The 26,894-nt window shown below is 69.3% G+C and carries 26 protein-coding genes; 10 read left to right on the forward strand and 16 right to left on the reverse strand.

The window, feature by feature from the left end; translation table 11 throughout:
• The first annotated feature begins 157 nt into the window (after positions 1–157).
• Complete coding sequence (locus D3H34_RS19210) at positions 158–832, forward strand: hypothetical protein (protein ID WP_119555844.1); 675 nt, start codon at positions 158–160, stop codon at positions 830–832.
• Here D3H34_RS19210 and D3H34_RS19215 read toward each other — a convergent pair.
• Positions 781–1,959, reverse strand: coding sequence for a DNA topoisomerase IB (locus D3H34_RS19215; RefSeq protein WP_119555845.1), 1,179 nt, complete (start codon positions 1,957–1,959; stop codon positions 781–783). The two genes, D3H34_RS19210 and D3H34_RS19215, sit on opposite strands and share 52 nt — an antisense overlap.
• 105 nt (positions 1,960–2,064) lie before the next feature.
• Here D3H34_RS19215 and D3H34_RS19220 point away from each other — a divergent pair, with 105 nt between their 5' ends.
• Entirely contained in the window at positions 2,065–3,126 is a 1,062-nt protein-coding gene (locus D3H34_RS19220; protein WP_119555846.1) for a purine-nucleoside phosphorylase, read from the forward strand.
• Between the two features lie 6 nt (positions 3,127–3,132).
• On the opposite strand, the gene D3H34_RS19225 is transcribed toward D3H34_RS19220, so the two are convergent.
• Both D3H34_RS19225 and D3H34_RS19230 read right to left on the reverse strand, forming a co-directional pair.
• On the reverse strand, positions 3,133–3,822 hold the full coding sequence (locus D3H34_RS19225) for a TIGR02117 family protein (RefSeq protein ID WP_119555847.1): 690 nt from the start codon (positions 3,820–3,822) through the stop codon (positions 3,133–3,135).
• Between the two features lie 7 nt (positions 3,823–3,829).
• Positions 3,830–5,014 carry a Y-family DNA polymerase gene (locus D3H34_RS19230; protein WP_286185949.1) on the reverse strand — a complete coding sequence of 395 codons (1,185 nt, stop codon included), beginning with the start codon at positions 5,012–5,014 and terminating at the stop codon, positions 3,830–3,832.
• Positions 5,015–5,204: 190 nt separating this feature from the next.
• Here D3H34_RS19230 and D3H34_RS19235 point away from each other — a divergent pair, with 190 nt between their 5' ends.
• Complete coding sequence (locus tag D3H34_RS19235) at positions 5,205–5,483, forward strand: contact-dependent growth inhibition system immunity protein (protein ID WP_119555849.1); 279 nt, start codon at positions 5,205–5,207, stop codon at positions 5,481–5,483.
• A 7-nt stretch (positions 5,484–5,490) separates the two neighbouring features.
• On the opposite strand, the gene D3H34_RS19240 is transcribed toward D3H34_RS19235, so the two are convergent.
• On the reverse strand, positions 5,491–6,117 hold the full coding sequence (locus D3H34_RS19240; protein ID WP_286185933.1) for a YiiX family permuted papain-like enzyme: 627 nt from the start codon (positions 6,115–6,117) through the stop codon (positions 5,491–5,493).
• A 63-nt stretch (positions 6,118–6,180) separates the two neighbouring features.
• Between D3H34_RS19240 and D3H34_RS19245 the strand changes: the two genes are divergently transcribed.
• Positions 6,181–6,741, forward strand: coding sequence for a putative glycolipid-binding domain-containing protein (locus tag D3H34_RS19245; RefSeq protein WP_119555850.1), 561 nt, complete (start codon positions 6,181–6,183; stop codon positions 6,739–6,741).
• A gap of 31 nt (positions 6,742–6,772) precedes the next feature.
• Here the strand turns inward: D3H34_RS19245 and D3H34_RS19250 are convergent, their stop codons facing one another.
• Genes D3H34_RS19250 through D3H34_RS19265 form a run of 4 tightly spaced genes read right to left on the reverse strand, consistent with a single transcriptional unit; the run spans position 6,773 to position 11,031 of the window.
• On the reverse strand, positions 6,773–7,774 hold the full coding sequence (locus tag D3H34_RS19250; protein WP_119555851.1) for a Bug family tripartite tricarboxylate transporter substrate binding protein: 1,002 nt from the start codon (positions 7,772–7,774) through the stop codon (positions 6,773–6,775).
• 51 nt (positions 7,775–7,825) lie between these two features.
• The gene (locus D3H34_RS19255; protein ID WP_119555852.1) at positions 7,826–8,815 is read right to left on the reverse strand and encodes a Bug family tripartite tricarboxylate transporter substrate binding protein; all 990 of its coding nucleotides are present in this window, start codon (positions 8,813–8,815) and stop codon (positions 7,826–7,828) included.
• A gap of 52 nt (positions 8,816–8,867) precedes the next feature.
• Entirely contained in the window at positions 8,868–9,812 is a 945-nt protein-coding gene (locus tag D3H34_RS19260) for a hydroxymethylglutaryl-CoA lyase (RefSeq protein WP_119555853.1), read from the reverse strand.
• A 22-nt stretch (positions 9,813–9,834) separates the two neighbouring features.
• The gene (locus tag D3H34_RS19265) at positions 9,835–11,031 is read right to left on the reverse strand and encodes a CaiB/BaiF CoA transferase family protein (protein WP_119555905.1); all 1,197 of its coding nucleotides are present in this window, start codon (positions 11,029–11,031) and stop codon (positions 9,835–9,837) included.
• Between the two features lie 170 nt (positions 11,032–11,201).
• Here D3H34_RS19265 and prpR point away from each other — a divergent pair, with 170 nt between their 5' ends.
• Positions 11,202–13,121 (forward strand): propionate catabolism operon regulatory protein PrpR, encoded by a 1,920-nt coding sequence (prpR, locus tag D3H34_RS19270; protein WP_286185935.1) that lies wholly within the window; start codon positions 11,202–11,204, stop codon positions 13,119–13,121.
• Between the two features lie 15 nt (positions 13,122–13,136).
• Here prpR and D3H34_RS19275 read toward each other — a convergent pair whose 3' ends face one another.
• Both D3H34_RS19275 and D3H34_RS19280 read right to left on the reverse strand, forming a co-directional pair.
• The gene (locus D3H34_RS19275; RefSeq protein WP_119555855.1) at positions 13,137–14,138 is read right to left on the reverse strand and encodes a Bug family tripartite tricarboxylate transporter substrate binding protein; all 1,002 of its coding nucleotides are present in this window, start codon (positions 14,136–14,138) and stop codon (positions 13,137–13,139) included.
• Positions 14,135–15,058 carry a LysR family transcriptional regulator gene (locus D3H34_RS19280; protein WP_119555856.1) on the reverse strand — a complete coding sequence of 308 codons (924 nt, stop codon included), beginning with the start codon at positions 15,056–15,058 and terminating at the stop codon, positions 14,135–14,137. The genes D3H34_RS19275 and D3H34_RS19280 overlap by 4 nt, the downstream gene beginning before the upstream one ends.
• A 118-nt stretch (positions 15,059–15,176) precedes the next feature.
• Here D3H34_RS19280 and D3H34_RS19285 point away from each other — a divergent pair, with 118 nt between their 5' ends.
• The 3 genes from D3H34_RS19285 to D3H34_RS19295 are packed head-to-tail and all read left to right on the forward strand — an operon-like array spanning position 15,177 to position 20,329.
• A complete protein-coding gene (locus D3H34_RS19285; protein ID WP_119555857.1) occupies positions 15,177–17,963 on the forward strand; it encodes a tannase/feruloyl esterase family alpha/beta hydrolase in 2,787 nt (928 codons plus the stop codon).
• A complete protein-coding gene (locus D3H34_RS19290) occupies positions 17,963–19,324 on the forward strand; it encodes an alpha/beta hydrolase family protein (protein WP_119555858.1) in 1,362 nt (453 codons plus the stop codon). Before D3H34_RS19285 ends, D3H34_RS19290 begins: the two co-directional genes overlap by 1 nt.
• Before the next feature lie 30 nt (positions 19,325–19,354).
• A complete protein-coding gene (locus D3H34_RS19295; protein WP_119555859.1) occupies positions 19,355–20,329 on the forward strand; it encodes a tripartite tricarboxylate transporter substrate-binding protein in 975 nt (324 codons plus the stop codon).
• 25 nt (positions 20,330–20,354) lie between these two features.
• Here the strand turns inward: D3H34_RS19295 and D3H34_RS19300 are convergent, their stop codons facing one another.
• From D3H34_RS19300 to D3H34_RS19320, 5 genes are all read right to left on the reverse strand, one after another.
• Positions 20,355–20,660 carry a hypothetical protein gene (locus D3H34_RS19300; protein WP_147400463.1) on the reverse strand — a complete coding sequence of 102 codons (306 nt, stop codon included), beginning with the start codon at positions 20,658–20,660 and terminating at the stop codon, positions 20,355–20,357.
• A 129-nt stretch (positions 20,661–20,789) separates the two neighbouring features.
• Positions 20,790–22,121: an MFS family transporter gene (locus D3H34_RS19305; RefSeq protein ID WP_119555861.1), complete on the reverse strand. Its 1,332-nt coding sequence runs from the start codon at positions 22,119–22,121 to the stop codon at positions 20,790–20,792.
• A gap of 122 nt (positions 22,122–22,243) precedes the next feature.
• Positions 22,244–23,401 (reverse strand): alpha-hydroxy acid oxidase, encoded by a 1,158-nt coding sequence (locus D3H34_RS19310; protein WP_119555862.1) that lies wholly within the window; start codon positions 23,399–23,401, stop codon positions 22,244–22,246.
• Positions 23,402–23,531: 130 nt separating this feature from the next.
• Positions 23,532–24,425, reverse strand: a complete 894-nt coding sequence (locus D3H34_RS19315; RefSeq protein ID WP_119555863.1) for a LysR substrate-binding domain-containing protein — start codon at positions 24,423–24,425, stop codon at positions 23,532–23,534.
• Positions 24,426–24,450: 25 nt separating this feature from the next.
• Positions 24,451–25,041, reverse strand: coding sequence for a TetR/AcrR family transcriptional regulator (locus D3H34_RS19320; protein WP_119555864.1), 591 nt, complete (start codon positions 25,039–25,041; stop codon positions 24,451–24,453).
• 87 nt (positions 25,042–25,128) lie between these two features.
• Here D3H34_RS19320 and D3H34_RS19325 point away from each other — a divergent pair, with 87 nt between their 5' ends.
• Both D3H34_RS19325 and cynS read left to right on the forward strand, forming a co-directional pair.
• Positions 25,129–25,560, forward strand: coding sequence for a nuclear transport factor 2 family protein (locus D3H34_RS19325; protein ID WP_205736762.1), 432 nt, complete (start codon positions 25,129–25,131; stop codon positions 25,558–25,560).
• Positions 25,561–25,630: 70 nt separating this feature from the next.
• The gene (gene cynS / locus D3H34_RS19330; RefSeq protein ID WP_119555865.1) at positions 25,631–26,074 is read left to right on the forward strand and encodes a cyanase; all 444 of its coding nucleotides are present in this window, start codon (positions 25,631–25,633) and stop codon (positions 26,072–26,074) included.
• A gap of 16 nt (positions 26,075–26,090) precedes the next feature.
• Here cynS and D3H34_RS19335 read toward each other — a convergent pair whose 3' ends face one another.
• Positions 26,091–26,855 carry an SDR family oxidoreductase gene (locus D3H34_RS19335; protein WP_119555866.1) on the reverse strand — a complete coding sequence of 255 codons (765 nt, stop codon included), beginning with the start codon at positions 26,853–26,855 and terminating at the stop codon, positions 26,091–26,093.
• Between the last annotated feature and the right edge of the window lie 39 nt (positions 26,856–26,894).

The following is a 26,894-nucleotide window of genomic DNA, read 5'->3' on the forward strand; positions in this document are numbered from 1 at the left end:
GCGCAAAGGGCGCAAGTAGGCCGGCTCCTACAGCCGGGGTGCGGGGCGGGACCGATACTCGTGGCCTCATTCCCGACCTCAGGAAGCTTGCCTTGACCGTGTTCCCTGCCGCCTCCCGTCACGTGGGCAGTGCGCCCTTGCGGGCCGCCGCACCACAATGAAGTCATCCCCCAGCGCCCGCAGCTGGATCGCTGCTGGCGTGCGCCACGAACTCCTGACACGCGCCTTGCCGGCCCTGCGGCACGACATGACGGCGCCCGTCTCGGTGATCCGCATGGCGGTGCTGATGCTCAAGCGCCAGGTGGCGGCAGACCCCGTCGACCCCGCCGCCTGCGAGGATCGGGTGAACCTCATCGACAACCAGGTGTCCGAACTGGTGGGCGCGATCCGCTCGCTGCGCGACTGGGAACTGGCCACCACCGACGACGGCATCACGCGCAGCGCACTGGTGGCGCAATGCATGACGCTGATGCGCTCGGCCTTCGACCTGCACGGCGTGGCGCTGGAGGTGGATGACTCGCTTTCCGCGCAGGAGGACGAGCCGCTCTGGCCCCACGCCGCCGCGCTGCGCTACCTGGTCCTTGGCGCGCTGGGCTACCTGCACGACGGCGTGGACGAGATCGGCGCCATCCGCATCGAAGCCGACGGCGCCGACGCGCTGCGCCTGCGGGCCCAGGTGCGTGAACCGGGCGGCGCGAGCGCGGTGCTCGACGCCCATCGTGCGCCGCGCGCGCTGGCCATCGACCTCGTGGCGTTGCAGAACCTGGCCGAAGACCTGGGCTACGCCGTGGTGCTCGAGGCCGACACCGTGCGCTTCGCCCTGGCGGCCTGAGGCGCCCGCCGTCGCTGCGTCCGCAGGAAGGCCAGCAGCCGCCGCTCCGCTGCGACCAGCCCGCGCGCCGGGCCCGTGGCTGCGGCGCGCGCCGCGATCTTCTCCAGCAGGGTGCCGGTCGTCGCCGCGTCGTCCTCGCGCGCCAGCGCCTCGCCCAGCGCCAGCACGGCTGGGTGCACGTAAGCCTTCTTGCAGACTGCCGGCGTGTTGCCCAGCTGCCGCGCGACGGCCGAGAGGATGTCTTTCGCACCCGGGCGGCGCTCGCCGCCGTCCCACGCGCAGGCCAGCCGCGTGAGTTCCAGCGCCTGCACCGTGCCGTGCCAGGTGCGGAAGTCCTTGGCGGTGAAGCGCTCGCTCTCGCCGTTGCCGTTGCTCATGCCGGTGGCTTCGGCGATGTAGTCGTTCACGTCGGTCGACGACACGCCGCGCACCTCGCCGGCCTCGTCCGTGTACTGGAACAGCGCCTGCCCCGGCAGTTGCTGGCACTGGCGCACCACCCGGGCCACGCGCGGGTCGTCCAGGAGCGCCTCGTGCGCCACGCCGCTCTTGCCGCGAAAGCGCAGCCGTAGCGCCGACCCCTGCACCGCTGCGTGGCGGTTGCGCAGCGTGGTCAGGCCGAACGAGCCGTTGCTGCTCGCATAGGCCTCGTTGCCCACGCGCAGCAGCGTGGTGTCGAGCAGGCGCACCAGCGTGGCGATCACCTGCGCGCGGCCGGGTGTCCGGGCGCCCGCGCGCAGGTCGCGCGTCACGCGGGCACGCAGACGGGGCAGGGCACGCCCGAAGGCCTCCAGGCGCTCGAACTTGGTGCCGTCCTGCAGCGCGCGCCAGTCGGGGTGGTAGCGGTACTGCGTGCGGCCGCGCGCGTCCAGGCCGGTGGCCTGCAGGTGCCCCTCGGGCAGCGGGCAGATCCACACCTCGGTGTAGGCCGGCGGAATCGCCAGGCTGCGGATGCGTGCGAGCGTCTCGGCATCGCGCAGCCAGCGACCGCGCGCGTCGCGGTAGCGAAAACCGTCGCCCCACTTCAGCCGGCGGATGCCCGGCATGCCGGGGTTCACGTAGACCAGGCCGTGGGCCAGGGGCAGGGCAGGCGCCGGCGCGGGCCGGCATGGGGTTTGCATCGAAGGCATGACACCGCGCTTGTGCCAGCATCGACAATCGCGCGGTGTAGGACGCCGCACGCTGTTGCCAAGGCGCGCTTCCCTTTCCTTTCTTCTCCTCCTCGGATTCCACCCATGTCTCTCCTGAACTCCCGTCGCTTCTCCCTTGGCGCCCGCGGGCTGGTCCTGTGCGGCGCCGTGCTGCTCGCCACGGCCTGCGCCTCCACGTCGCCCACGGCCGACTCGCGCACCGCCGCAGCCGTCGGCGCCCCCGTCAAGGTGAAGGTGTTCGTCGCCGCCATGTTCGAGATCGGCCAGAACACCGGCGACCGCGCCGGCGAGTTCCAGCACTGGTACGAGCGCTACTGGAAGGGCGCCAAGCCCATGGCCGTGCCCGGCGCGCTGCAGCCCGTGTACTGCAACACCGACGGCGTGTGCGGCGCGGTGCTGGGCATGGGCAAGGTCAACTCGTCGTCGTCGATGCAGGCCATCCTGCTGAATCCGCAGTTCGACTTCTCGCAGGCCTACTACGTGATCTCCGGCGTGGCCGGCACGCCGCCGCAGCGCGGCACCATCGGCGAGGTGAGCTGGGCGACGTGGCTCGTGGACTACGACCTCGGCCACCGCTGGGCGCCCGAAGAGAACAAGCCCGGCGAACCCACCTTCATGCCGCGCAAGGGCTACGAGGACTACCGCCGCTTCAAGCTCAATCCCGACCTCGTCGGCTGGGCGATGAAGCTGTCGGCCGACACGCCGCTGAAGGACTCGGAGTCGGCCCGCAAATACCGTCTGCGCTACCCCGACACTGCGGCGCGCCGCGCACCCTTCGTGGGCACCGGCACGCACATGACCGGCGACACCTTCTTCCACGGCCCCGGCATGTCGAAGCAGGCGCAGTACATCGCCAAGCTCTACGGCGCCGACGACTACGTGATCACCGAGATGGAGGCCGCCGCCATCACCCTCGTGATCAAGCGCACCCACGGCACCGACCGCGTGATGAGCCTGCGCGGCGCAGTCAACTTCGACCAGGGCAACCCCAAGGAAACCACGCTGCAGCACCTGGACCCCGCACCGGGCGAGACGGCGGGCGGCTTTGCCGAGACGGTGGAGAACATCGCGCTGGTGGGCACGCGCGTGGTCGATCACATCGTGAAGAACTGGCCCACCTGGTCGGCGGGCGTGCCCAAGCCCTGAGACGCCTCAAGGCGGCGGCACCAGCACCGGTTGCAGGTGCCACGTCACGTTGAAGTCGAAGGGCGTCCAGCGGCTCACCGTGACGCCCGCCTGCCGCAGGCCGCGCCCGGTCCAGGTGTTGCAGGTCTCGAAGAGGTGGTAGCTGCCGATGGCTTCGTAGAAGGCATCGTCGTTCGCATAGTGCGCACCTGCGATCGGCGTCGCGCGACCTGAAGGCAGCGTGGCCCGCACATGGGCCACGAGCTGCGCGTACTGCGCCTGCGAGAGCGACAGTTGGTAGGCTCCGCGCCGCAGTTGCGCTCGCTGCAGATAGGTCACGTGCAGCAGCGAGCGGTTGCCGCCCGACAGCGCTCCGAAGGCGCGCGCTGCCGTGAGGTCGGCCCAGGTCGGCGTGTGCAGGTAGAACTCGCGGTCGCCCCAGCCGATGGCGACGAACTCGGCATCGGGCGGCGGTGCCTTGAAATCGGACAGCGGAAAGAGCTGCTGCCAGTCGATGGTGGCCGATCGAACCGGAAACACCAGGTCGGTGTGCACGCCGTTGCTCAGCACCCAGGCCTCGACGGCCGAGGGCTCGGGCGATGGTTTCGCATTCGCCGGCCAGAAGACCAGCGCGCAGGCCACACCCACATACAGCGCGATGGCGAGCAGCAACCCCAGCAGGGTGAATGCGATGCGCCGCAGCCAGCGTCGGATCATGCGGATGTCAGAAGAGCGAAGCGGTGGTCGCCACAGGTTCTGCCGCGCGAGCGCCTCCGGCCGGCGCCAGCGCCTCGGGGCTGCCCGCCTTGGCCAGCGCGCCCACGCGCACGCCCAGCAGGCGCAGCGGCCGTTCCAGCGGCACGCGCTTGAGGCACTGGCCGCCGATCTGGCGGATGGTCTTGCCGTCGTCGGTGAAGCGGTCGATGGTCTGGTCGCGCGTGGCGATCTTGAAGTCGTCGTAGCGCAGCTTGATGCCGATGGTCTTGCCCACGTAGCCCTTGCGTTGCAGGTCTTCGGCCAGCTTCTCGCACAGGTGCGTGAAGATCGCGCCCAGCTCGGCGCGGTCGCGCACCGCATGCAGGTCGCGCTCGAAGGTGGTCTCGCGGCTCATCGACACGGGCTCGCTCTCGGTCACCACGGGGCGGTTGTCGCGGCCCCAGGCCACCTCGTGCATCCACGCGCCGGTGGCCTTGCCGAAGGTGTCGACGAGCCAGCCGCGATCGCGCGCCGCGAGCTGGCCCACGGTCTCGATGCCGAAGCGCTTGAGCTTCTCGTCGGCTTTCGGCCCGATGCCGTTGACCTTGCGGCAGGGCAGCGGCCAGATACGGGTTTCGAGATCGCTTTCGTAGACCACCGAGATGCCGTTGGGTTTCTCGAACTCGCTGGCCATCTTGGCGATGAGCTTGTTGGGTGCCACGCCGATCGAGCAGGTCAGGCCCGTGGCGTCGAAGATGGATTTCTGAATCAGCCGCGCGAGCACGCGCCCGCCCTCGCGCTGGCCGCCGGGCACGTCGGTGAAGTCGATGTACACCTCGTCCACGCCACGGTCTTCCATGAGCGGCGCGATGTCGAGGATGACTTTCTTGAAGGTGCGCGAGAAGCGGCGGTACTCGTCGAAATCGACCGGCAGGATCAGCGCCTGCGGGCACAGCTTGGCCGCCTTCATGAGCCCCATGGCCGAGCCGATGCCGTACTGGCGCGCGGGGTAGGTGGCGGTGGTGATCACGCCGCGCCCCGTGTAGTCCTTCAGGAGCGGAAACGCCTCGACGGGAATGTCGGCCAGCGTGGCGCCGTCGGGCAGCGCGCGGATGGCCTCGTCGACCCGGCGCCGGCCGCCGCCGATCACCACCGGCAGCCCCTTGAGCTGTGGATAGCGCAGCAGTTCGACCGACGCGTAGAACGCGTCCATGTCGAGGTGGGCGATGCGGCGGATGGTGGGGGCCTGGGACGGCGCGGGCTGGGAACTCACGGTGACGATTGTCTCGCTCTCGGCGCATGTTCGCCTGCGCCGGAGTCGCGTGCAAGAATGAAGCGAAATTTCAAGCCCCGTGCCGAGACGACGAACAGCCGGATGCACCGGCCCTTTCTCACGACCCACGATGCGATTCGAACTGATCGACCACCTCACCACGGTTTATTTCGGCCAGGATGCCGACCTCCTGTTTGGCGACACCGGCGCCGAGATCATGGCCTCGTACCGCGAGTCGAGCACCGAGGCCGAACTGGCCGCGCTGCGCGCCGAGATCGCCGACTACCTCGGCTCGCACGACGACCTGGAGGCGACGTTTGCGCACGACTTCCCGCGCGGCTATGTCCCGGAAGATTTCGGCGCGTCGGCGAAGCAGTTTCTCGACAGCGTGCTGGCGGCGGTGCGGTAGCGGGTCGTCAGCGCGACTCGACCGTCACCAGCAGCGGCGAGTCGAACATCGCCACCGGCGAGATCACCGGCTCGTCCATCGGCACCTTGTCGCCGTAGCGCTCGCGCATCTTGGCGCGCACGGCGGGGTCGGCGAGGTTGAAGCTGCGGATCTTCTGCAGCTCGCCGATGCGCACGCCCAGCGCGCGCTCGTAGAGCTTCCACACGAGTTCCGAGCAGTAGATGCGCTGGTCCGACCATTCGAAGGTCAGGTCGTACGGGCGGCCTGCGAAGTCCGAGGTGCGCGCATGCAGGCGCGCCACGGCGCCGGGTGTGAGGCGCGAGTCGGCGTCGCGCAGCCGCTTCACCACATAGCGCCCGCCGTTGCCGCGCGCGGTCCATTGCGTGAGCGGCGTGTAGCGCACCGTCGAGACCGCCTCGAACACGTAGGGTTTGCCTTGGCGCATCAGCACGATGCCCATGTGGCTGTAGCGCGAACCGGTGGCGCGCTGCACGGCCAGGCTCTGCGCGGAACGCGAGGTGTGGAAGATGATGTCGCCGTCTTTCAAGGCGGTGGCCGCGTGGCCGGAACCGGCTGCCAGAAGGGAAAGAAGGGCAAGCAGGGCGGAGCGCGACGCGGAAAGGGCTTTCGACATGCAGGGCATTTTGCGCGATGCCGCTTGCGTGCCGCTGCCTGCCGGTGCCATGATCCGCGCCATATGCAAACCGTCGCCTCCATCCTCTGGCGCAGGCTCGATGCACCGGGCCACGATGCCTGCCGCCTCGAACGCAACGCCTCGGCCTGGCAACTCGACGGCGCCGCGGTGTTTCGCACCGAAGGTGGGCGCATCGCGCAACTGCACTACCGCGTGCGCTGCGACCTGCTCTGGCACACGCAATGGGGCACGGTGCGCGGCTGGCTCGGCGAGTCGGCGGTCGACCTGTCGATCACGCGCGACGCGCGCGGCCACTGGAAGCTCAACGACGAAGCCGTGTCCGACATGTCGCACTGCGTCGACCTCGACCTCGGCTTCACGCCCGCCACCAACCTGCTGCAACTGCGCCGCCTGAACCTCGCGCCCGGCGAAGGCGCCGACGCACCGGCCGCATGGCTCGACATCGAAGACGGCGGACTCAGCGAGCTGATGCAGCGCTATGAGCGGCGCGACGAAAACTCGTATGCGTACGAGGCCAAGCGCTTCGACTATGCGGAAGTGCTGGGCGTGACGGCGGATGGGTTCGTGCGCGACTATCCGCGACTCTGGGCCGCGGAGAGCTGACGGGGGCCAGAGCGCCGGGCGGGGCCGATGCTCAATCGACCTTGATGTTCGCGGTCTTCACGACCTCGGCGTATTTCTTCAGGTCCGAGCGGATCTGCTGCGCGAACTCTGCCGGCGAGTTGCCCGAGGCCGTGATGCCCAGCGACGCGAGCCGATCGCGGATGTCGGGCATGTGCACCACCGCATTCAACTCGCGCTGCAGGCGATCGACGATGGCCGGTGGCGTTTTCGCCGGCGCGAGGATGCCGATCCACGAGTTCGATTCGAACCCCGGCACGCCCGACTCGGCCACGGTCGGCACGTTCGGCAGCGAGGGCAGGCGCTGGCTGCTGGAGACCGCGATGGCGTTGATCTGCCCCTTCTGCACGAAGGGCGCGGCGCCGGCGACCGCCGTGTAGAGCATCGGCAGCGTGCCGCCGACCACGTCGGCCATCGCCTGCCCGCCGCCCTTGTACGGGATGTGCGTGAAGCTGGCGCCCGTGCGCACCCGCAGCAGTTCGCCTGCCAGGTGCGGCGTGCTGCCGGTGCCGGCACTGCCGTAGGAGACGCCACCCGGGGTCGTCTTGGAATACGCCACCAGCTCCTGGAAGGTCTTCACCGGCACCGACGGGTGCGTGACGATGATCAGCACTGCGTCGCCGATCTTGCTGACCGGCGCGAAGTCCTTCACGGGGTCAAAGGGCACCTTGGCATAGACATGCGGGTTGATGACCAGCGTGCCGTCGAAACCCACCACCAGCGTGTAGCCGTCGGGCGCGGCCGTGGCGGCCATCTGCGTGCCGATGTTGCCCGAGGCGCCGGGTCGGTTGTCGACCACCACCTGCTGGCCCAGCCGCTGGCCGAGGCGCTCGGCGACCACGCGGGCGCCGGTGTCCGTCACGCCGCCAGGCGAGAAGGGCACGATCAGCCGGATCGGCTTGTTCGGATAGTCGTCCACGGCAGAGGCAGCGGCCGCGAGGCCGGGCAGGGCGAGGCCGCAGAGCATGAGTGCAAGGGCCGTGCGGCGCCGTGCGGTGGTGAAAGGGATGCGCATGGGTGTCTCCGTTCTTGTCCTTGTCGTCGTCATCGCGATGAGGCCGCTGGTCTACTCGGCCTTGATGCCGCCGCGTTGCGCGACGGTCGTCCACTTCTGCGTCTCGCCCACCAGGAAGCGGCGGAAGTCCTCGGGCGAGGACAGCACCAGCTGCGCGCCCTGGTCCTGCATCTGCTTCGCCACCGCCGCGTCGGCGGTGACGGTCTTCAGGCCCTGGTTGATCTGCGCCACCACCGCGGCCGGCATGCCGGCCGGCCCGAACAGGCCATACCAGCTGAGCGATTCGACGCCTGAGAGGCCGGCCTCCTTGAAGGTCATCGCGTCGGGGAAGATCGCCATGCGCTGGTCGGCCGCCACCCCCACCACCCGCAGCGCGCCCGAGTGCACGTGCGGCAGCGCCGTCAGCACGCTGGTCACGCCCAGCGGCAGGTGGCCGCCGATGATGTCCACCATGATCGGCGCGCCGCCCTTGTAGGGAATGCCGCTGAGTTTGAGCTGTCCGGCCTGCCGGATCAACTCGCCGGTCAGGCGCGTCTGGCCTTCGGAGTAGCCCACGGCCAGTTCTTCCTTGCGCGCGGCGGCGAGCACGTCGGGCAGCGTCTTGTAGGGGCCCTTGGCCGAGACGACCAGCACCATCGGCGAACTGGCGATGTTGGTCACCGGCGTGAAGGCCTTGAGCGTGTCGTAGGGCAGGCTCTTCATGAGCACCGGGTTGATGGCGTGCGAGCCGACCACCAGCAGCAGCGTGTGGCCGTCGGGGTGCGCCTTGGCCACGTAGCTGGAGCCGATGACGCCGTTGGCGCCGGTGCGGTTGTCCACCACGACCGACTGGCCCCACAGCTCCGACAGGCGCTGCGCCACCAGGCGCCCCACGATGTCGGTGCCGCCGCCTGCGGCGTAGGGCACGACGAGGGTGACGGGCTTGGTCGGGAATTTCGGGGCGTCCGCGGTGGTGGCGCTCCAGGCGCTCCAGCCGGTACTGGCCAGCAGCGCGGCCGATGTGCCCAGGAAGGTGCGTCGCGAGGGATGGGGAATGTGCATGTCTCTGGTCTCCGTTGTCTCTTGTGTTTTCGATGAATGCGTGGGGGTGGCTTCAGGCGGCGGCCTGCTGCGGTGCGTCCACGTGCGCCTCGCGGGCCTTGTCCCGCTGCCGGCGCAGCCACTGGATCGCGCGTCCGCCCAGCGGCCGCTGCAGCCTTGCTTCGGCGAAGTCGATGGCGCCCAGCAGGCCGTCCTGCGAGATGCCGGTGGCGAAGCCGCTGCGTTCGGCCATCAGCACCAGGTCCTCGGTGGCGAGGTTGCCCGCGGCGCCCGGCGCGAAGGGGCAGCCCCCGATGCCACCGACGCTCGCGTCGAAGCGCCGCACGCCGGCTTCCAGCGCGGCCCAGGCATTGGCCACGCCCATGCCGCGCGTGTCGTGCAGGTGCACGGCCAGCTGCGCCACCGGCAGCGCGTCGGCGAGCGCGCCGATGCGCTCCTTCACCTGCCCGGGCGAGCCCGAGCCAATGGTGTCGGCGATCACGATCTCGCCCGCGCCGGCTTCGTGCATGCACCGCGCGAGCGCCACCACGCGGTCCAGCGGCGTCTCGCCCTCGAAGGGGCAGTCGAAGGCCACCGCCACATAGGCGCGCGTGCGCAGGCCCAGCGCGTGCGCGGCGGCCAGCGTCTGCACGCTCACGTCGATGGCCTGGTCCAGGCCCATGTTGATGTTCTTGCGGTTCATGGTCTCGGTGGCCGAGAGCACGACCGCGATCTCCTGCGCGCCCGCGGCATGCGCACGCTCCAGGCCCTTGAGGTTCGGCACCAGCACGGAGGTGCGCAGCGCGGGCAGCGCCGTGCGCAGTTGCGGCACCAGTTCGGCCGCGTCGGCCATCTGGGGCACGGTTTTCGGCGAGACGAAGCTCGTCGCTTCCACGCTGCGCACGCCGGCTGCGGCGAGCAGGCGGATCAGTTGCAGCTTGGCCGCGGTGTCCAGGTGGATCTGCTGGTTCTGCAGGCCGTCGCGCGGCGAAACGTCGGTGATGTGGATGGGTTCCATCGTGGGTGTCTCCGTCGGCGTTTCAGGCGATGGCGCTTTGCGCCTGCAGCGCGGCGAGCTTTTCCGGTGAGTAGCCGACCAGCTCCCCCAGCACCTCGCGTGTGTGCTCGCCCAGCGCGGGCGGGCAGGTGAAGGCGCGCGGCTTCGCGGCCGACAGCTTCATCGGATTGCCGGGCATGCGCACCGTCTCGCCCGTCTTCAGGGGCACCTCCACCACCATGTCGCGCGCGCGCACCTGCACGTCGTTCAGGGCCTGTTCGAAGTTGTTCACCGGCCCGCAGGGGATGCGCGCGGCGCGCAGCCGTTCGAGCCAGTGGGCGGTGGGATGCTTGCGCAGTTCGTCGGCCACGATCGCATCGATCTTCGCGCGGGCCGCGAAGCGCACGGGCTGCTGGCGGTAGGCCGGGTCGCGCAGTGCGGGCAGGTCGATGAACTCGACGAAGCGCTCGAAGAAGCCGTCGCCGATGCAGGCCACGATGATGTGGCCGTCGGCCGTGGGATAGCTGTTGTAGGGCACGTGCACGAAGTGGCCGTTGCCGATGCCGCCCGGCACATGGCCCGACATCAGGTGCATGGTCGCCATGTAGTTGAGCATCGAGATCTGCGCGTCGAGCATCGACACGTCCACGTGCTGGCCGGTGCCGGTGCGCTCGCGTTCGGCGATGGCCGCGAGCACGCCCATGGCGCCGAAGAGGCCGCCGCCCAGGTCGCCGATGGGGATGCCGCTGCGCGTGGGCCCCGAGTCGCTCGTGCCCGTGATCGACATGCCGCCGCCCATCGCCTGCACCACCTGGTCGAAGGCGGGGCGCTGGGTCTCCGGCCCGCTCTGGCCGAAGCCGGTGACCGAGCACGTGATGATGCGCGGGTTGACCCGCGACAGTGCCGCGTGGTCGATGCCCAGCCGCTCGGTCACGCCGACGCTGAAGTTGTCGAACACCACGTCGGCATGGCGCACCAGGTCCAGGAAGACCGCCTTGCCGGCGTCGCTCTTCAGGTCGATGCACACGCTTTCCTTGTTCCGGTTGAGCGTGAGGTAGTACGCGCCCATGCCGTCGCGGGCGTAGTCGGGGTCTTTTTCGAGCAGCCGGCGCGTACCTTCGCCGGTGCCGGGGGGCTCGACCTTGATGGTCCTGGCCCCCAGGTCAGCCAGCAGCATGGTGCCGTAGGGGCCGGAAAGCATGTGCGTGAGGTCCAGCACGGTGATGTGTTCGAGGGCCAAGTCAGTCTCCATGAAACGGTTGCGCTTCACCGTTTGCACGCGACGTGCCAGCCTGCTCGAAATATTCAAGTCGTTGATTTCATTGGACTTTTCATTTCTATGAAGACAGGTTGACGTCCCATGAGACTTCAATGAAACAATTCAATGTTTCATTGCGACATTGGCCTCCCATGAAAGCTGCACGTTCTCCCGCCCTGCCACGGCTTTGCTTTCTGAGCTACCGGCAGATCCGCGAATTCGCGATGCCGGTGGTGGCCGAGTACGCGCAGCGCGCGGACATCGAGGTGGTCGACGGCACCTTCGGCGGCGCGCTGGCCATCGCGCGCGACCGCATCGACCGCGGCGTGGTCGACGCCTTCGTCAGCGCCGGCTCCAACGCGAGCATCCTGCGCGCCGGGCTGGAGGCGCCGGTCGCCACGATCCAGCTGGGCGGCTTCGACCTGCTGCAGGCGCTCATCGAGGCGCGGCGCATCGCCAGCCGGGTCGGCATCGTGATGTACGGCGCCACGATCCCCGAGCTCGACGCCGTGAAGGACCTGCTGAACATCGAGATCGTCCAGTACGCCTACCAGACGCCCGACGATGCGCGCCAGCGCTTCGAGCTGCTGCGGCGCCAGGGCTTCGAGGTGATCGTGGGCTCCAGCCTGGTGGTCGAGCTGGCCCAGGAAGCCGGTTTGCACGGCCTGCTGGCCTATTCGCTGGCCAGCGTGCGCAAGGGCTTCGAGGACGCGATGGAACTGGCGCGCGTGGCCCGCCTGGAGGCCGGTCGCTACGAGCAGCTCAACGGCGTGCTGCACAACCTGCAGGAGGCGGTGCTGGCCGTCAACGAGGACCACCGCATCATCGCGGCCAACCCGCCGATGCGGCAGCTGATGCGCCCGGTGGCGGGCTCGCTGCTCGGCCAGCGGCTGGACGCGGTGGAGCCCGAGCTGTCGCTGCAGGCCACGTTGGACAGCGGCACCGAGGAGCGCGCCGCGGTGCAGCGCTTCGGCCAGCGCGACTGGATCGTCAACCGCACGCCGATCCGCGAGCACGGGCAGGTGGTGGGCGCGGCACTCACGCTGTACGACGCACGCCGCATCCAGGAGGCGGACACCAGCCTGCGCATGCAGCAGCGCCTGCGCCAGAGCACGGCGCGCTACCGCTTCGAACACCTCATCGGCGCGAGCGAAAGCTTTCGCCGCGCGGTCGCCACGGCACAGCGCTTTGCGCACACCGACCTCACGGTGCTGATCGCGGGCGAGAGCGGCGTGGGCAAGGAGCTCTTCGCGCAGGCCATCCACAACGAGAGCGCGCGCACCAGCCGGCCCTTCGTGGCGGTCAATTGCGCGTCCTTTCCCGAGGCGCTGCTGGAGAGCGAACTCTTCGGCTACGAAGAGGGGGCCTTCACCGGCTCGCGCCGTGGCGGACGGCGCGGCCTGTTCGAGGCGGCGCACACGGGCACCCTGTTCCTCGACGAGATCGGCGACATGCCGCTCGCGCTGCAGACGCGGCTGCTGCGCGTGCTGCAAGAGCGCGAGATCACGCGGCTCGGCTCCAACGCGCCCATTCCGGTCAACGTGCGGGTGATCGCGGCCACCCACCAGCCGCTGCAGGACATGATTGCCGAGCGCCGCTTCCGGCAGGACCTCTACTACCGCATCAACACCCTGCGGCTCACGCTGCCGCCGCTGCGCGAGCGCAGGGAAGACATCGCGCCGCTGGCGCAGTCGCTGGTGGCGCAATGCCTGCAGCGGTTGCAGGCAGGCATCGATGCGCGGGAGGCCCTGGCCCCGCTGCTGCCGCGCCTCGTCGCGCACGACTGGCCGGGCAATGTGCGGGAGCTGGAGAACATCGCGGAGCGCATCGCCGTGTTCCTGATGCAGTTCGACACGCCGCAGCAGATCCGCTACGACGACCTGCGGCACGACTGCCCCGAGCTGTTCGAGGGCCTGCCGGCCGCGGCGCTTGATTCGCAACCCCTGGAAGAGCGGGTGCGCGAGGCGATGCGCCTGGCTGGAGGCAATCGACAGGAGGCGGCGCGCTACCTGGGCGTGAGCCGGTCCACGCTGTGGCGCTGGCTGCGCACGATCGAGCCCAACGAAGACTAGGCGCGCAAGGCCTGATCAGTCGAATTGCGCCCGCGCCCCCGCCACCAGCGCGCGGTTGCGCCGCCGGTCGGCCGCGATCTCCTGCGCGAAGTCCTCGATGCTGCCGCCGGCCGGCAGGTTGTAGGCCTCGCGCAGGCGCGCGCGCAGCGTGTCGCCTTGCAGCAGCCGGTTGATCTCGGCGTTGAGGCGCTGCACCACCGCCGCCGGCGTGCGTGCCGGCGCGAAGATGCCGAACAGCGAATCGCGATTGGCCTTCTCGTAGCCCAGCTCGGCGAGCGTGGGCACGGCGGGCAGGGCCTCGATGCGCGCGGGCGCGCCCACGGCCAGCGCCTGCAGGCGGCCGCTCTCGATGTACTGCAGCTGCTGCGCCGCGACGTTGGTCGACAGCACCTCGAACTGTCCGCCGAGCGCGTCGTTGAGCTGCGGGCCGCCGCCCTGGTAGGGGATGTGCGTGATGTCGGTGCGGCTTTGCATGCGCACCTGCGCCAGCACCATGTGGCCGATGGTCGCGACGCCCGACGTGGCCCAGCGCACCGCGCCGGGCTGGCGGCGCGCCAGCGAAATCAGCTCGCCGAAGCCGCGACCCGCGAAGGCCGGTGTGCCCACGACCAGCACCGGCGTGCGCATCACGCTGGCCACGGGCGCGAAGGCGCGCAGCGGGTCGTAGGGTGCGCGCGCGAGCAGCGGGTGCAGGGTGAGAGGGCTGATGGCGGAAAAGGCCAGCGTGTGGCCGTCGGGCGTGGCGCGCGCGAGCGCGTCCATGCCCAGGCTGCCGCCCGCGCCGGCACGGTGCTCGATGAGCACCGGCACGCCCAGCGACTGCGCCAGCGGCTCGGCCAGCGCGCGCGCCATGCCGTCGCTGACGCCGCCCGGCGGGTAGACGACGATCAGGCGCACCGGTCGGCCGGGCCAGGGCGTGGCGGCGTGGGACAGATGCGGTAGCGCGCACGCGGCCGCAAGGCTCACGCCGAAGCGTTGCAGGACGCGGCGGCGCGACAGCGGCACGGTCACGGTCATGCGACAGGCTTTCCTTCGGCCAGCCCGCGCAGCAGTGCCGCGAAGTGCCGCGCCGGCAGGTTGTCCTCGTCGGCGCGCGACACCAGCGTGAGCGGCGCATCGAGCTTGCCGCCGTCGGCCAGCCGCGTGTAGGCGATGGCGTGCGCGTGCACGCCGGTCATCGAGGTCGGCACCACCGACAGGCCCACGCCCGCGGCCACGAGGTTCAGGTTGGTCATCATGCGATCGACTTCGGCCACCACGCGCGGGCGCAGGCCCTGTGCGTGGCACAGTGCGAGCAGCTCGGCATAGAGGCCGGGCGCGCCCGGGCGGCGCACGAGGATGATGCCTTCTTCGCAAAGCTTGGACAGCGACAGGGGCCGCGCGGCCTGCTTGCCGTTCGCGGGCGCGAAGCGGTGGTCGTTCGGCATCGCGACCCACACCGGTTCGCGCAGCAGCGTCTCGAACACCAGTCCCTCGGGCCGCGCCACCGGCACGCGCAGCAAGCCGCAGTGCAGCCGGCCCGCGGCCAGCGCCTCGGTCAGCTCGGCGGCGTTGTCCTCGCGCAGCTGCAGTTCCACGCCGGGGTGCGCGCGACGGAAGGCGCGCAGCGCCTCGGGCATGAAGCGGTGCGCCGCGGCCGAGCTGGTGAAGCCGACCGCGAGCGTGCCGGTCTGGCCCTGGGCCACGCGCGCCATGCGCTGCTTCATGGCCTCCATGTCCTGCAGCATGCGCAGCGCTTCGGCCTGGAACAGCCGGCCGGCATCGGTGAGCGCCACGCCGCGCGGATGGCGCTTGAACAGCAGCACGCCCAGCTCGCGCTCCAGCGCCTTGATCTGCAGGCTCAGCGGCGGCTGCTGGATGCCCAGCTGCTCGGCGGCGCGCGTCATGTGGCCGGTGCCGGCCACGGCCACGAAGTACCTCAGGGCGCGTATATCCATATGTTTTTTGTATTGAATAGGCCTTGTTATTTTATTTGACCCTAGGTCACACGGAATCTATCGTCCGGCCGCCCATTCAAAAAGCAGCCCACCGAGGTTGCATGCCGGAGACAAATCCATGCGCACACCGCGCCCTGCCTCGAAGTTTCGTGCCGTCGTTGCGCTGATCGGCGTTTCATTGGTTCCGCTGGTCCTGGTTGCCTGCGGCGGCGGCAGCGGGGGAGGCGGGAGCCCCGGCTTCTTCCTGCCGACCACGCCGCCCGCCAGTGGCAACAACCCGCCCGTGGACGATCCCGCCGGGGAACCGCCTCCGCCCGTGGTGCCGGTGGTGGCCTGCGCCGATCTGGCCGGCAAGAGCCTGCCCGCCTCACTCATCAGCCTGCCCACGCAGGGCGCGACCGTCACCAGCGCCACGCCCGTGGCGGCCGGCGACGCGGGCAACACGCTCGGCGACTACTGCCGCGTGCGCGGCACCATCGCGCCGGTCGACCCAGCCTCGCAGCTCATCCACTTCGCGGTCAACCTGCCCGAGCAGTGGAACCAGAAGACCATCCACTTCGGCGGCGGCGGCTTCGACGGCGTGCTGATCGACGGCACCGAGGTCATCCGCTTCGGCCCCGCCGGCAAGCCCGCGCCGCTGGCGCTGGGCTACGCGACCTACGGCGACGACTCGGGTCATCAGTCGAGCAGCATCACCGACGGCAGGTTCGCGGCCAACGACGAGCAACTCGCCAACTACGGCGGCAACGCGCTCAAGAAGACGCGCGACGTGGCGCAGGCACTCGTGTTCGCGCGCTATGCAGTGAAACCCAGGCACGCCTACTTCCTGGGCACCTCGACCGGCGGGCGCGACGCGCTGAGCTACATCCAGCGCTGGCCGCAGGACTACGACGGCGTGATCGCCAACGAGCCCGCACTCAACTACACCGGCACGCGGCTGTCAAACGTGGCCGTGGGCCGCGCGCTCTACAACAACAGCGGCGCGGGCTGGCTCAACCTGACCGAGACGCTGCTGGTGCAGAAGGCCGCGATGCAGGCCTGCGACAAACTCGACGGCGCGCTCGACAACATCGTGAGCAACGTCGAAAGCTGCCGGCAACTGAACGCGCAGGTCCTTGCGTCGCTGCGCTGCCCCGGCGGCGCGGACACGGCAGATACCTGCCTGTCGGACGCGCAGCTCGACACGGTGCGCGCCATCGAATCGCCGCTGGCGTTCACGAGCTATTCGCTGGCCAACGGCGTGAAGCGCGCGGGTGGCTACAACCTTCTCGAAGGCGCGCTCGTCGCCGGCCCCTACACCACGCGCGACCTCGGCACGCGCAAGGCGCCGGGCAACCCCGCCACCTCGGCCGACGCCAACATGTACGTCACGGGCGACCAGTGGGTGAAGTTCTTCGTCACGCGCGATGCCGACTTCAACACGCTGACCTTCGATCCGCAGAACCCGGGCACCTATGCGGCGCGCGTGACCGAGGTGTCGAAGCTCACCGACGCGACCGATGCCAACCTGGCGCCGTTCTTCGCGCGCGGCGGCCGGCTCCTCATGCTGCATGGTCTGGCCGACGAGGTGATCAGCCCCAACTCGACCATCGACTACTACCAGCAGCTCGTCGCCACGCTGGGCCAGGCCACGGTCACGCAGCACGTGCGCTTCTACACCGTGCCCGGCATGGGCCATGGCACTGGCAGCTTCATTCCCAACTGGGATTCGCTTGCGGCGCTCGAAGGTTGGGTCGAGGGTGGCCTGGCGCCTGCCACGCCCGTGGCGGTGGACGCCGTGCCCGGCACTTACGGCCGCACGCGACCGCTGTGCCAGTTTCCGTCGTGGCCCAAGTACCGCGGCAGCGGCAGCCTCGATGCCGCGGTCAACTTCAGCTGCGTGACCGAGGTCGGCGACCCGCTGGCTTGCCCGAACCTGCCGGCGAGCGTGACGAGCTACAAGGGCGGCAACAGCTTCGGCGAGGAACTGCGCGTGCAGATCGACCCGTCCACCATGGCCTACACCGTGACCATCGACGCCAGCCACGAACCCACGCGGGTCGGCACGCAGCGCAGCGGTTCGCTGGTGTCGCAGGGCAGCTGCAGCTATTCGAGCGGCGAGAGCGGGGCGGTGTTCAGCTTCGGGGCCGGCGGCGTGCTGCTGGGCGGCGTGAACCCGCCGAGCGGCGCCGGCTTCTCGCCGCTGGTGGCTTTCCAGAACACCTTCCAGAATGTGTCGCCGTCGACGGATTTCCGCTCGGTGTCGTTGATCTTCAATGCGGCTGGTGTGGAACAGGTCGGCGCCGGGGCCACGGCGGCGTTCTCGTCGGCGGGGCGGCTGCGCAATGCGGGCACCTTCCAGTTCTGCCGCAGCCCGGCGTCGAACAGTTTCATGACCTACGACCAGACCTGCAAGAACACCGAGAAGGGCTACCTCGCCTACAACACGCCGCGCGGCGCCTTCGACATGTACACGACCTCGACCTCGTCGAGCGGCACCGCCGAGACCACGGGCGGCACGCTCACCGGTTCGGTGGTGATCGGGCTGGTCAACGGCGTGTCCACGCCGCTGTACCTGCGGCGCGTGGCCACGGCCGTGCCGGCAGGGGACACCAGCAGCGGCGCGGCCACCGTCATCCAGCCGGGCCTGCGCCTGCTCGCCGTGCAGCAGACCCTCATGTCCGGCGCGGCCGACGGCAGCTATGCCATGGCCAGCGTGAAGGGCGAGAGCCGCGAAGCCACCGTGGCCGGCACCGCCTTCAACCTCGGCGGCGCGGCCGCCACGCTGGGCTACGACACCCCGGTGCTCGGCGTGGCGCAGGCCGGCGCCGGCCGGCCGGGCCATTTCATCTTCAACAGCGGCGTGATGGCCTTCGTTTCCACCGACGGAGCGAACGCGGCGCTGGACCTCGGAGTACGCCATTGATGAAACAACACCTGACCCGATTCGCCGCCTTCGCCCTGCTGGGTGCGGCGCCCCTGCTGCCCGCGCACGCGGGACCAACCACCGCACCGAAGCCCACGGCTTGTCCGTCGCCCGTGCCCGACACGGCGCGCTGCTACACCGGCGAAGACGGCGCGGGCGCCTTCTACTGGATCGCCCTTCCGAAGGACTGGGCCAAGGATTCGAACCGCGTGCTCGTGATGCACGCGCACGGCGGTCCCGAGACCGGCCCGCCCAAGCTGGCGCGCAGCGAGGAAGACCTGAAGCGCTGGGCCATCACCGTGAAGGCCGGCTATGCCTGGGCCGGCTCCACCTACCGGCGCGGCGGCTACGGCGTGACGATGGCGGCCGAGGACACCGAGCGCCTGCGCCAGATCGTCGTGCGCCACTTCGGCCAACCCAAGCGCACGCTGCTGCACGGCCAGAGCTACGGCGCGGGCGTGGCCGCGAAGGCGGCCGAACTCTATGCACCCGTCGGCGATGCGAAGACGCCGTACGACGGCCTGCTGCTCACCAGCGGCGTGCTCGGCGGCGGCAACAGCGCCTACGACTTCCGGCTCGACCTGCGCGTGGTGTACCAGTACGTCTGCCGCAACCATCCGCAGCCCGACGAACCGCAGTACCCGCTGTGGATGGGCCTGCCGATGGATGCGAAGCTCACGCGCGCCGACCTCGCCGCGCGCGTCAAGGCCTGCACCGGCGTCGGCCTGCCGGCCGCGCAGCGCACGCCCGAGCAGGCGGCGCGGCTGAAGACGATTCTCTCGGTCGTGAAGATTCCCGAGCGCTCGCTGCAGGGCCACCTGAACTGGGCGACGTGGCTCTTCCAGGACCTCGTGCAGAAGCGCCTGGACGGGCGCAACCCCTTCGGCAACATCGGCGTGGTCTACAGCGGATCGACCGACGATGCGGCGCTCAATGCTGGCGTGCTGCGCTACGCGGCCGACCCGCAGGCCCAGGGCGCGCTCGCGGCCGACAGCCAGCCCACCGGTCGCACCTCGCTGCCCACCGTGGGCCTGCATGCCATCGACGACCCGACGGCCTTCGTCGAACTCGAGAATGCCTACCGCCGCATCCGCGATGCGGCCGGCACCGGCGGTCACCTCGTGCAGAGCTTCAGCGCCGAGCGCGAGCACAGCTACCTGAGCGACTCGGAATACCCCGCGCTCTTCGGCGCGTTGCTCGACTGGATCGACAAGGGCGAGAAGCCCACGCCGCAGAGCCTGGCGCAACGCTGCGCCTCGCTCATGCCGCGCTACGACACCGACGGCAAGAACGGCTGCCACATCCAGCCGGGATGGCAGCCACCAGCGCTCGAAAGCCGCGTGCCATCGCGCGCCCCCTGATTCTTCTTTTTGACCTTGACGGAGACTTCCATGAAAAAAATGCTCGCCCTCGCGGCGGTGACCCTGGCCGTGTGCGCCCACGCGCAAGAATTTCCCGCGGGCAAGCCCGTGACCATCGTCGTGCCCTTCGCGGCCGGCGGCCCGACCGATCGCGTCGCGCGCGACCTCGCCGAGGCGCTGCGCAAGCCGCTGGGCGGCGCCAGCGTCATCATCGACAACGTGCCCGGCGCGGGCAGCTCCATCGGCGCGGCCAAGGTCGCGCGCGCCAACCCCGACGGCTACACGCTGCTGCTCAACCACATCGCCATGGCCACCGTGCCCACGCTGGTGCGCAACGTGCCGTTCAAGGTCGAGACCGACTTCGAGTACCTGGGCATCGTCAACGATGTGCCGATGACGCTCATCGCCAAGCCCAGCCTGCCGGCCACCAACTACAAGGAACTGACGACCTGGATCGCGGCCAACAAGGGCAAGATCAATCTCGGCAACGCGGGCATCGGCTCGGCCTCGCACCTGTGCGGCCTGCTCTACCAGAGCGCCACGAAGACCGAGATGACCCCTGTGCCCTACAAGGGCACGGCGCCCGCCATCACCGACCTGATCGGCGGCCAGATCGACCTGCTGTGCGACCAGAGCACCAACACATCGCCGCAGATCGAGGCGAAGAAGGTCAAGGCCTATGCCGTGACCACGCCCAAGCGCCTGACCACGCCGCTCTTGAAAGACCTGCCCACGCTCGACGAAGCCGGCCTGAAGAACTTCCAGGTGACGATCTGGCACGGCCTGTACGCGCCCAAGGGCACGCCCGCGCCGGTGCTCAAGAAACTGAGCGACGCACTCAAACTGGCGCTGAAGGACGCCGATTTCATCAAGCGCGAAGAAGCGCTCGGCGCCGTGGTCGCCACCGACGGTCGCATCGAGCCAGAGGGCCACAAGAAGTTCGTGGCAGCGGAGATCGCCAAGTGGAGCCCGATCATCAAGGCGGCGGGGGTGTACGCGGACTGAGCGCGGTGCGCGGCGCTTGTCGCGCTCAGAGTCCGTAGATGAGCACGTTGATCCAGAAGGCCGCCCACACAGCCATCAGTCCCAGCAGGGCCATGACGGTGAGGTACGCAATGAAATACACGATGCGCCCGCCGATGCCACGGGCGGCTGGCACCTGTCGCCAGTAGATCCATCCTGCCCACAGGAGCAGGGCGCCGACCATGAAAGCAACGGCAGGCCCTGTCAATGTCAGGACCTGGCGTCGCTCCAGGGCGGGAAGCAGGACGTTGAGAGCCAGTATCGAAACGGCCCACGTCAGCACGCTCCACAGCAAGCGCAAGGCGGTGTTCATCGGATCGCCTCGGCCGGCGAACTGATGGTGTGCGGTACTGTCATGTCGGCTCTCCCTGTCGGACCGTTGTGGCCTCCTCGGGATCATAGGGGGCGCATGTTTCATGCGCCCGCAGCGGTACTGCTTGAATCAATGGTCGTGATGCAGATAGCTCGCCTGTCGCGGCAGCCGCAGGCTCACCAGGAAGGCGATCACCATCATCGCGCTCACGTACCAGAAGAACGCCGACTCGTGCCCCAGTGACTTGAGCCCCAGCGCCACGTACTCGGCCGATCCACCGAAGATCGCATTCGCCACGGCATACGCCAGGCCCACGCCGAGCGCACGCACCTCGGGCGGGAACATCTCGGCCTTCACGATGCCGCTGATCGAGGTGTAGAAGCTCACGATGGCCAGCGCCGCGATGATCAGCACGAAGGCCAGCACCGGGCTCGTCGTGTGCTGCAGCGCCGTGAGGATCGGCACGGTGGCCAGCGCGCCCAGCCCGCCGAACAGCAGCATGTTGTTGCGCCGCCCGATGCGGTCCGACAGCGCGCCGAACAGCGGCTGCATGCACATGTAGACGAAGAGCGCACCGGTCATCACGTAGCTCGCCGTCTTGATCGGCAGGTGCACGGTGTTCACCAGGTACTTCTGCATGTAGGTGGTGAAGGTGTAGAAGATCAGCGAGCCACCGGCCGTGTAGCCCAGCACCGTGAGAAAGGCCGGCGTGTGGTGCCTGAAGAGCCCGGCCATGCTGCCGGCCTCCTTGTTGGCCTTGGCTTCGGCGCTTTGCGTTTCATGCAGCGTGCGGCGCAGCAGCAGCGCGACCACGGCGGCGATCGCACCGATCACGAAGGGAATGCGCCAGCCCCAGGCCTTGAGCTCGGCTTCGGTGAGCAGCTGTTCGAGCACCACGATCACCAGCACCGCCAGCAGTTGGCCGCCGATGAGCGTGACGTACTGGAACGACGAGAAGAAGCCGCGCTGTCCGCGCAGCGCCACTTCGCTCATGTAGGTGGCGGTGGTGCCGTATTCGCCGCCCACGGACAAGCCCTGGAACAGGCGGCACACCAGCAGCAGGAAGGGCGCCCAGGCGCCGATCTGCGCATAGGTCGGCAGGCAGGCGATGACGAGCGAGCCGCCGCACATCATGGTCACCGAGATCAGCATCGAGGTCTTGCGCCCGAGCCGGTCGGCCACGCGACCGAAGAGCCAGCCGCCGATGGGCCGCATCAGGAAGCCGGCCGCGAACACGCCGGCGGTGTTCAGCAACTGCGCGGTGGGGTCCGACTTGGGGAAGAAGGCCGGCGCGAAGTACAGCGCCGAGAAGGCATACACGTAGAAGTCGAACCACTCGACCAGGTTGCCGGAAGAGGCCGCCATGATCGCGAAGACGCGGTGGCGTTTTTCTTCGGCCGTGTAGTGCGGGGGAGGCGAGGAGGCCGCGAGGCCTCCCTGTGTAGCGGTGACTGCGCTCATGGTGTGCCTTCTGTGGCCCGGGGGCCTGTTGTTGTGGCCAAACCATTCTGCGCCGCGATGCGGGGGTGGCGTGTCAGCCGACGCCGCATCGGCCTGCCCCTAACGAGGTCTTGAGTCGCCCGTCAGAACGTACCCGGCAGCAGGATGTCCGAACGCACGTCGTCGATCTGCGTGCGGCCGCAGAAGGCCATCGTCACGTCCAGTTCCTTGTGGATGATCTGCAGCGCGCGTGTCACGCCTTCCTGGCCGTAGGCGCCCAGGCCGTAGAGGAAGCTGCGGCCGATGAGCGTGCCGCGCGCGCCGAGGGCGCGGGCCTTGAGCACGTCCTGGCCGCTGCGCACGCCGCCGTCCATCCACACCTCGATCTGGCTGCCCACGGCATCGGCGATGGCCGGCAGCGCCGCGATGGAGGAGGGCGCGCCGTCGAGTTGGCGCCCGCCGTGGTTGGAGACGATGAGCGCATCGGCGCCGCTGGCCACCGCCAGGCGCGCGTCTTCCGCGTCCATGATGCCCTTGAGGATCAGCTTGCCGCCCCAGCGTTTCTTGATCCATTCGACGTCGCCCCAGTTCAGCGCCGGGTCGAACTGCTCGGCGGTCCATGACGACAGCGACGACAGGTCCTTCACGCCCTTGGCGTGGCCGGCGATGTTGCCGAAGGTGCGGCGGCTGGTGCCCAGCATGCCCATGCACCAGCGCGGCTTGGTCGCCAGGTTGATGAGGTTCTTGATGGTGGGCTTGGGTGGCGTCGACAGGCCGTTCTTGATGTCCTTGTGGCGCTGGCCGAGGATCTGCAGATCGAGCGTGAGCTGCAGCGCAGAGACATTCGCGGCCTTGGCGCGGTCGATCAGGCGCTCGATGAAGTCGCGGTCCTTCATCACGTAGAGCTGGAACCAGAAGGGGTGGCGGTCGGTGTGCTCGGCGATGTCTTCCAGCGAGCAGATGCTCATGGTCGACAGCGTGAACGGGATGCCGAAGGCCTTGGCCGCGCGGGCGCCCAGGATCTCGCCGTCGGCGTGCTGCATGCCCGTGAGGCCCGTGGGCGCGATGGCCACGGGCATGGCCACGTCCTGGCCGATCATGGTGGTGCGGGTGGAGCGGCCTTCCATGTTCACGGCCACGCGCTGGCGCAGCTTGATCTTCTGGAAGTCGCTCTCGTTGGCGCGGTACGTGCCCTCGGTCCAGGCGCCGGAGTCGGCGTAGTCGTAGAACATCTTGGGCACGCGGCGCTTGGCGATCGCCCGCAGGTCTTCGATGCAGGTGATCTTGGAAAGGTCGGGCACGGGGGAGGTCTCCTGGCTGTCTGTTTATGGGGGATGGGGCACGTCGCCGCCGGGGGTCGAGTCTGCAGGGGAATCGGGCTGCCTACCTGAAAAAAGCCGGGACCCCATCTGAAATTAATTCAGTCCCCATTCAGTCCCCATCGCGCAGCGCCTGGCGCAGCCACTCGACGAAGGTGGCGCATTCCCAGCGCTCCATGGTGCCGGGGCGCCAGCACAGGAAATAGGCGTTGGGCGAGGGCGCGCTGTGTGGCGACAGCCGCACCAGCCGGCCGTTGTCGAGCCAGGCCCGGCCCAGCCGCAGGTGCATGAGCACCACGCCGAAGTCTTCCGCCGCGGCGTCCAGCGCCAGGCCCAGGTCGTTGAACTGGTGGCCCGTGGCCGGTTCAGGCAGGCCGATGCCGCAGGCCTTGAACCAGATGCGCCACGACTCCAGCGGCGTGCGCAGCAGCTGCACCCGCGCCACCTCGGCGTCGGTCGAGAAGTGGTCGTCGAAGGGCCCGTGGCGTTCCAGGTAGGCCGGGCTGCACACCGGCGAGACATCGTCGGCCAGCAGCTGGCAGAACTCGCGGTCGTGGAACGGGCCGGTGCCGAAGCGCAGCTCGATGTCGGCTTCCTCGGCCGTGGCGTTGCGCACCGGCATGGTCACCTGCAGCATCAGCTCGATGGTCGGGTAGGCGTCGCGAAACTCGGCCAGCCGGGGCAGCAGCATCTGGCGCGAGAAGGTGGGCGTGACCGCCACGCGCAGCCGCCGCACCTGCGACGCAGGCTCGCGCCCCGGCACCTGCTGCAGCGCCGCGATGGCCTCGCGCACGCGCGCCAGGTAGGCCACGCCGTCGGCGCTCAGGCCGAAGTCGTTGCCCGCGAAGAGCTTGAGTTCGAGCAGCGTCTCGAGCTGGCGGATGCGGTGGCTCACGGCGCTGGGCGTGACGCTGAGTTCCTCCGCCGCCAGGTTCACGCTGCGCAGCCGCGCGACGGCCTCGAAGGCCTGCAGGCCCTGGGTCGAGGGGAGTCGCGTCGATGCCATGTGTTTCTGGAGGGAGTGAGCGATGTTATCGAAGGGCGGCCAGCGCTTCGAGCAGCCGGCGCAGGTCGTCGACCGCTTCGCGCGCCAGGGCCGTGTCGGCCGTGTCGCCCATCTGGGCCTTGACGATGGCGCCATCGACCCCGAGCGCGGCCGCCTGCGCAATGGCCATGCGCTGCGGGCCGTCGGGCAGCAGGCCGGCGATCACCTCGACCATCTCGCGCTTGTGCTCGCGCGCGATGTCGGCGGCGCCGTCCACGCTGGCGCCGACTTCCGCCACCGCGTTGATGAAGGCACAGCCACGAAAGGCCGGGTCGGCGAACCACTCGGCCATCACGTCGGCCAGCACCGGCAGCGCCTGCCCGTGCGCGATGCGTGGCTGCGCGTCGCGCCGGCCCAGCGCATCGACGAACCATGCCATCCATACGCCGTGCCGATGGTCGAGGAAGGCGCGCACCAGGTCGTCCTTCGACGGGAAGTGCCGATAGAAGGTGACCTTGGTGACGCCCGACGCCGCGATCACGCGGTCGATGCCGGTGGCGCGGATGCCGTCGGCATAGAAGAGCTCGTGCGCCGTGAGCAGGATGCGCTCGCGCGCGGGCAGTGCAGAGATGTCCATGCGGCGATTGTAGGCATGTAGACAGGTCTGTCTACTCGTGGCACATTGCGGGCCTTCATCACTTCATCTTCCGATTGAAAGCCCGCCATGGAATCCCTGGAATCCCGCCCGCCGCTGCCGCCCTTCACCCTCGAATCCGCCCTGCGGAAAGTCCAGGCCGCCGAAGACGCCTGGAACTCGCGCGACCCCGTGCGCGTGAGCCTGGCCTACACGCCCGACACCGAGTGGCGCAACCGGGCGGACTTCGTCAATGGCCGCGAGCAGGTGGTCGAATTCCTTTCGCGCAAGTGGGAGCGCGAGCACGACTACCGCCTGAAGAAGACGCTGTGGGCCTTCATGGACAACCGCATCGCGGTGCGCTTCGAGTACGAATGGCACGACGCCGCGGGCCAGTGGTTTCGCAGCCATGGCAACGAGAACTGGGAGTTCGCGGAGAACGGCCTGATGCGCAAGCGCTACGCGAGCATCAACGACCAGCCGATAGCGGAGGCGCAGCGCAAGTTGCGGTGGGAGCGCTGAGGGCACCAGCCCGCTGGGCATGCCTGTTGCTTGTCATGTCGCATCCCTTTCATCCCCAGGAGCCAGCGACATGAACCGCAACGACGTCACCGAGAAGATCATCACCGTGAAGGTGTCCAAGGGCCTGCAATGGGCCGACGTGGCAAAGAAGGTGGGGCTCTCGAAGGAGTGGACCACCGCCGCCTGCCTCGGCCAGATGACGCTCGATGCGCGGCAGGCGAAGATCGTCGGCAAGATCTTCGGCCTCACGCCCGAGGAGCAGAAGTGGCTGCAGGTGGTGCCGTACAAGGGCTCGCTGCCCACGCCGGTGCCCACCGACCCGCTGATCTACCGCTGGTACGAAGTGGTGAGCGTGTACGGCACGACTATCAAGGAGCTGATTCACGAGGAGTTCGGCGACGGCATCATGAGCGCCATCGACTTCAGCATGGACATCCAGCGCCAGCCCGACCCGAAGGGCGACCGCGTCAACGTGGTGCTGTCGGGCAAGTTCCTGCCGTACAAGAGCTACTGAGGCGGCCTGACACGCCTCAGCACACCGGCGCCGCGGGCTTCGGCCGCGGCGTGTGGGCCGAGCGCCAGCCGGGGCTGGCGATGCCGTAGCTGGCGCCTTCGATCGCACCGGCGATGGCGCGCGCCACGCCGTCGACCGGTGTGCTCAGGCGCCGCCGCGTGCGCATGCGCTCGAAGGTGTAGCTCGCGGCGATGTGCTCGGCCAGCGGGTCTGCCGCCTCGGCCACGTCGGGGCTCACCAGCGTGACGTGCAGGCGCCCCGCGTGTTCCCGCCGCAGCCCCTCGGAGATGGCCTGCACCGCGTACTGCGTGCCGTGGTACACGGCCGAGTCGGGCGTGGCGCCGCCCATGGCCACCGGCGCGACATTGACGATGTGACCCCAGCCCTGTTCCTGCATCGTGGGCAGCACGGCCGCCACACCCAGCAGCATGCCGCGCAGGTTGACGTCGATCATCAGCTCCCACTCCTCGATCTTGCGCTGCCACAGCGGCGACAGCGGCATCACGCCGGCGGCGTTCACCAGCACGTCGATGCGGTCGTGCGTGTCGAGCGCGAACTCGGCAAAGGCCTCCATGTCGGGCCGGTGCGTCACGTCCAGCCGCCGGAAGCTCGCCGAGCCGCCGGTGGCGTTGATCTCGGCCGCGAGCGCCGCCAGCCGTTCGGTGCGGCGCGCGCCGAGCACCACATGGGCGCCGCGTCGCGCCAGCCGCCGCGCCGTCGCCTCGCCGATGCCGCTGCTGGCGCCGGTGACGAGAACCACTGTGTCCTGGATTGCACTCATACAAAACTCCTCATGCGGGTCGATGCGCCATGGCGCGAA

The sequence above is a fragment of the Acidovorax cavernicola genome (assembly GCF_003581445.1).

What these genes read in the sequence shown, in the direction of transcription:
- D3H34_RS19210 (WP_119555844.1), top strand. Translation starts at nt 158, where the DNA reads ATGAAGTCATCCCCCAGCGCCCGCAGCTGGATCGCTGCTGGCGTGCGC.
- D3H34_RS19215 (WP_119555845.1), bottom strand. Translation starts at nt 1,959, where the DNA reads ATGCCTTCGATGCAAACCCCATGCCGGCCCGCGCCGGCGCCTGCCCTG.
- D3H34_RS19220 (WP_119555846.1), top strand. Translation starts at nt 2,065, where the DNA reads ATGTCTCTCCTGAACTCCCGTCGCTTCTCCCTTGGCGCCCGCGGGCTG.
- D3H34_RS19225 (WP_119555847.1), bottom strand. Translation starts at nt 3,822, where the DNA reads ATGATCCGACGCTGGCTGCGGCGCATCGCATTCACCCTGCTGGGGTTG.
- D3H34_RS19230 (WP_286185949.1), bottom strand. Translation starts at nt 5,014, where the DNA reads ATGGACGCGTTCTACGCGTCGGTCGAACTGCTGCGCTATCCACAGCTC.
- D3H34_RS19235 (WP_119555849.1), top strand. Translation starts at nt 5,205, where the DNA reads ATGCGATTCGAACTGATCGACCACCTCACCACGGTTTATTTCGGCCAG.
- D3H34_RS19240 (WP_286185933.1), bottom strand. Translation starts at nt 6,117, where the DNA reads ATGTCGAAAGCCCTTTCCGCGTCGCGCTCCGCCCTGCTTGCCCTTCTT.
- D3H34_RS19245 (WP_119555850.1), top strand. Translation starts at nt 6,181, where the DNA reads ATGCAAACCGTCGCCTCCATCCTCTGGCGCAGGCTCGATGCACCGGGC.
- D3H34_RS19250 (WP_119555851.1), bottom strand. Translation starts at nt 7,774, where the DNA reads ATGCGCATCCCTTTCACCACCGCACGGCGCCGCACGGCCCTTGCACTC.
- D3H34_RS19255 (WP_119555852.1), bottom strand. Translation starts at nt 8,815, where the DNA reads ATGCACATTCCCCATCCCTCGCGACGCACCTTCCTGGGCACATCGGCC.
- D3H34_RS19260 (WP_119555853.1), bottom strand. Translation starts at nt 9,812, where the DNA reads ATGGAACCCATCCACATCACCGACGTTTCGCCGCGCGACGGCCTGCAG.
- prpR (WP_286185935.1), top strand. Translation starts at nt 11,202, where the DNA reads ATGAAAGCTGCACGTTCTCCCGCCCTGCCACGGCTTTGCTTTCTGAGC.
- D3H34_RS19275 (WP_119555855.1), bottom strand. Translation starts at nt 14,138, where the DNA reads ATGACCGTGACCGTGCCGCTGTCGCGCCGCCGCGTCCTGCAACGCTTC.
- D3H34_RS19280 (WP_119555856.1), bottom strand. Translation starts at nt 15,058, where the DNA reads ATGGATATACGCGCCCTGAGGTACTTCGTGGCCGTGGCCGGCACCGGC.
- D3H34_RS19285 (WP_119555857.1), top strand. Translation starts at nt 15,177, where the DNA reads ATGCGCACACCGCGCCCTGCCTCGAAGTTTCGTGCCGTCGTTGCGCTG.
- D3H34_RS19290 (WP_119555858.1), top strand. Translation starts at nt 17,963, where the DNA reads ATGAAACAACACCTGACCCGATTCGCCGCCTTCGCCCTGCTGGGTGCG.
- D3H34_RS19295 (WP_119555859.1), top strand. Translation starts at nt 19,355, where the DNA reads ATGAAAAAAATGCTCGCCCTCGCGGCGGTGACCCTGGCCGTGTGCGCC.
- D3H34_RS19300 (WP_147400463.1), bottom strand. Translation starts at nt 20,660, where the DNA reads ATGAACACCGCCTTGCGCTTGCTGTGGAGCGTGCTGACGTGGGCCGTT.
- D3H34_RS19305 (WP_119555861.1), bottom strand. Translation starts at nt 22,121, where the DNA reads ATGAGCGCAGTCACCGCTACACAGGGAGGCCTCGCGGCCTCCTCGCCT.
- D3H34_RS19315 (WP_119555863.1), bottom strand. Translation starts at nt 24,425, where the DNA reads ATGGCATCGACGCGACTCCCCTCGACCCAGGGCCTGCAGGCCTTCGAG.
- D3H34_RS19320 (WP_119555864.1), bottom strand. Translation starts at nt 25,041, where the DNA reads ATGGACATCTCTGCACTGCCCGCGCGCGAGCGCATCCTGCTCACGGCG.
- D3H34_RS19325 (WP_205736762.1), top strand. Translation starts at nt 25,129, where the DNA reads ATGGAATCCCTGGAATCCCGCCCGCCGCTGCCGCCCTTCACCCTCGAA.
- cynS (WP_119555865.1), top strand. Translation starts at nt 25,631, where the DNA reads ATGAACCGCAACGACGTCACCGAGAAGATCATCACCGTGAAGGTGTCC.
- D3H34_RS19335 (WP_119555866.1), bottom strand. Translation starts at nt 26,855, where the DNA reads ATGAGTGCAATCCAGGACACAGTGGTTCTCGTCACCGGCGCCAGCAGC.